This is a genomic window from Kitasatospora sp. NPDC059571 (genome assembly GCF_042735675.1).
Taxonomy (GTDB): Bacteria; Actinomycetota; Actinomycetes; order Streptomycetales; family Streptomycetaceae; genus Kitasatospora.
The window spans coordinates 1-3627 of sequence record NZ_JBHWBW010000076.1 but is presented as its reverse complement, the minus strand read 5'-3'; the positions used below and the strand labels follow the sequence as shown (position 1 = coordinate 3627).

Sequence of the window (3627 nt, the reverse complement as noted above, 5' to 3'; positions counted from 1 at the left end):
GCGGCGCGGGCCCCCGGGCCCCCGCCCCCCCCCACGGTGCCGGCCGCCCCCCCCCCCCCGGCGGCGGGGCCGCCCCCCCCCCCCCCCCCGGCGGGGGGCAACCCCCCGGGGGCCGCGGTCCACTTCTGGTTGGCCGCCCCGGTGCAGGACCAGACCTGGATCCTGGCCCCGTTGGCCGAGCTGTTGTCGGTCACGTCCAGGCACTTGTTCGCCTGCGGGTTGACCAGGTCGTGCGTGGCCGGGTTGTACGCCCACTGCTGGGCACCGGTGCCGTTGCAGTCGTACAGCTGGGTCTTGGCCCCGTCGGCGGTCGAACCGGACGCCACGTCGAGGCACTTGCCGAGCGCGCGGACGGTGCCGTCGGCGCCGAGCGTCCAGGTCTGCGCCGCCGTGCCGTTGCAGTCGTAGAGCTGGACGGCGGTGCCGTTCGCGCTGTTGGCGCCCGCCACGTCCAGGCACTTGCCGGCCAGGCCGGTGACCCGGCCGGTGGCCCCACCGCCGCCCTGGCTGCCGCTCCAGGTGAACGTCGCCGAGGTGTGGGCCGGCAGGTTGTACGAGAAGTTCTGGCCGCCCCAGGTGACCCGGACGCTCTGCGCCGAGCCGCTGTCGTTGTACGCCACCAGCGCCTTCGAGCCGTCCGGGTTCTGCCACGCCACGTTCGGCACGGCGGAGTTGGCCGTGGACGCGATCCGGTACGCGCCGGGCCGGACGAACTTGGTGAGGTGGCCCATCGTGTAGTACTCGACCGTGTAGTCCACCTGCCCGCTGCGGGAGTCCCCGTTGTGCACCGTGACCAGCCCGGTGCAGGTACCGCAGCCGCCGAAGTGCGGACCCATGTTCTGGTCCACGGCCAGGCTCCACTTGGTCACCGACTTACCCCAGTTGCGGGTGTAGTCGATGATGTTGCGCATGTCCTCGCGCTGCTGGTCGGCGATCCAGGTGCCGCCCGAGTGCTCGGTGTCGAAGGCGTCGGTCGCCGGGTACTGGTTGTGCACCGTGGTCTGGGTGGCGACGTCGCCGCCGTAGCCGTGCCAGGCCGTGCCGCCGAAGTTGGGGTGGGTGCGGATCGCCGCGTCGTCGAGCGTCGGCGCCGCGTAGGACGCGTACTGGTCCCAGTTCCAGTCCAGTGCCAGGACCTTGGCGGACAGTCCCGCGCCGGCCAGCGCGGGCAGCAGGTCGTTCTTGGTGAAGTACGCGAGACCGGAGCCGTTCCAGCTCATCGAGGGGTAGCCGGCGCAGCAGGTCGGCTCGTTCTGCACGGTCACGTAGTTCACCGGGACGCCCTGCGCCTGGTACGCCTGGAGGTACTTGACGAAGTACTGGGCGTAGGCGCCGTAGTCCTCGGCCTTCAGCCAGCCGCCGTCGAGGCTGCCGCTGTCCTTCATCCAGGCCGGCGCCGTCCACGGCGAGGCCAGCACGGTCAGCGCCGGGTTGAGCTGGCGGGCCTGCTTGGTGAGCGGCAGCACGTCCACCAGGTCGTGGCCGATCGAGAAGCCGTTCAGCGCCGGGTCGCTGGCCCCGGCCGGCTGGTCGTCGTAGGTGTAGCCGTACCGCGCGAGGTCGGAGGCGCCCATCGGGTTACGGACGAAGGACAGGCCGATGCCGTCCGTCGGGGAGAACAGCTTGCGCATGGTGTCGTCGCGGGTGGCGGCGCTCAGCGCGCCGCTGCTGTTCAGCAGGTAGGCCGCGGTGTCGGTGAACGAGGCGCCGCCGCCGGTGAACTGCTGGTAGCGGGTGGACTCGTCGACGGCGATCAGCTGCCCGCCGCTGCCGGTTCCGGCGCCGAAGGCGACCGGGGCCTGCTGGGCGAGCCCGCGGGTGACGTGCCGCCCGCCCGCGTCGTCGGTGGTGGTGAGCCAGACGTTCACGCTCTCGCCGGCGGCGCCCGCGGTGGGGGCCGACGCCAGCAGGGCGGTGGCGGCCAGCGCACCGGAGAGCAGGCCGGCCGCGGCGCGGCGGAGGCCGCCGGCGCGCAGGGGTGGGGACCAGGCCATGGATCGGATCCGCCTTCCGGGATCAGGAGTTGGGGGCTGCGCGGCGGCCGGCCGGTGGCGCGCTGCGATTCAACTCCCGTACACATCAAGGCGTCAACCCACCGGTCAAGACCAATCCCGAAAGCTGGAGAGCGCTTGCCCGGCAGAATGCGTTCACTAGGTGACGGCAGATCATTTAAGGATTCCATTAGGAAGGTTTCCAGTTGATCGCCTTGACGTGACCACTGCGGGCTAGTTGACTCCGGGTCACCTCGCCGATCCCGACCGGAGGTCCCGTCCCGTGTCCCGTCGCCGCCGTCGCCGGCTGCCCCTCGCCGCGACCCTGCTCGCCGCCGTCGCACTGCCCGCAGGGCTCGCCGCCGGACTCCTCGGCTCCCCCGCCCAGGCCGCCCTCCGGGCGCCGGCGAGCCCCGCCCGGGCGGCCGCCCCCGCCGCCTTCACCCACCCCGGCGTGCTGGTCAGCCGCTCCCAGCTCGACTTCGTCCGCGGCCGGGTGCAGGCCGGTGCGCAGCCCTGGAAGGCCGCCTACGACCAGCTGCACACCAGCGCCTACGACTCGCTGGGCCGCACCCCGAAGCCGCGGGCCGTGGTCGAGTGCGGCTCGTACTCCAACCCCAACTACGGCTGCACGGACGAGCGCGAGGACGCCCTCGCGGCGTACACCCTCGCCCTGGACTGGTACATCACCCGGGACAGCCGCTACGCCGCCAAGGCGATCCAGATCATGGACGCCTGGTCGGGCACCCTGAAGGACCACACCAACAGCAACGCGCCGCTGCAGAGCGCCTGGTCGGCCTCCACCTGGCCGCGCGCCGCCGAGATCATCCGCTACACCTACGGCGGCTGGCCGGCCGACAGGGTCGACCGGTTCAAGACCATGCTGCGCAACGTCTACCTGCCGAAGGTGGTCAACGGCTCCCAGAGCAACGGCAACTGGGAGCTCTCGATGACCGAGGCCACGATCGGCATCGGGGTCTTCCTCGACGACCGGACCGTGTACGACAAGGCGGTGGCCACCTTCCGCGGCCGGGTCCCCGCCTACCTCTACCTCACCTCCGACGGCCCGCTGCCGAGGACGGCACCCGGCAGCGGCCTCACCACCCGCGACAAGATCGTGTCCTACTGGCAGGGGCAGACCACCTTCGTGGACGGGCTCACCCAGGAGACCTGCCGCGACCTCACCCACACCGGGTACGGGCTCTCCGCCATCGCCCACGTCGCCGAGACCAGCCGCATCCAGGGCCAGGACCTCTACCCGGAGATCGCCGACCGGCTGCGCAACGCCCTCGGCTTCCAGGCCAAGTACGAGCTCGGCACGGCCGTGCCGTCCTGGCTGTGCGGCGGCGCCCTGAAGCAGCACCTCGGGCCGGTCACCGAGGTGGGCTTCAACGCCCTCCACAACCGCCTCGGCTACGCCATGACCAACACCCAGAACCTCACCGAGCAGCGGCGTCCGGCCGGCACCGACAACCTGTTCACCGCCTGGGAGACGCTGACCCACGCGAACAACCCGAACTGACCCCGCGCACCGCGACGGCCGGCCTGGAGACCCACGTGGTCGAGTTCGCGCCCCGGCTGATGCCTGTCCAGGTGGACGAGGGCGGCGGCGAGGCGCTGCGCCGCACCATCGAGG

Annotated in this window: 2 protein-coding genes; one reads left to right on the top strand and one right to left on the bottom strand. The window is 72.0% G+C overall.

Annotated features, from left to right (window positions below; all coding sequences use genetic code 11):
* A partial coding sequence (locus ACFV0G_RS11895; protein WP_380545476.1) for a ricin-type beta-trefoil lectin domain protein occupies positions 1 to 1994 on the bottom strand: 1994 nt, incomplete at its 3' end.
* A 304-nt stretch (positions 1995 to 2298) separates the two neighbouring features.
* Here ACFV0G_RS11895 and ACFV0G_RS11890 point away from each other — a divergent pair.
* The gene (locus tag ACFV0G_RS11890) at positions 2299 to 3513 is read left to right on the top strand and encodes an alginate lyase family protein (protein ID WP_380545514.1); all 1215 of its coding nucleotides are present in this window, start codon (positions 2299 to 2301) and stop codon (positions 3511 to 3513) included.
* Positions 3514 to 3627: the final 114 nt, after the last annotated feature.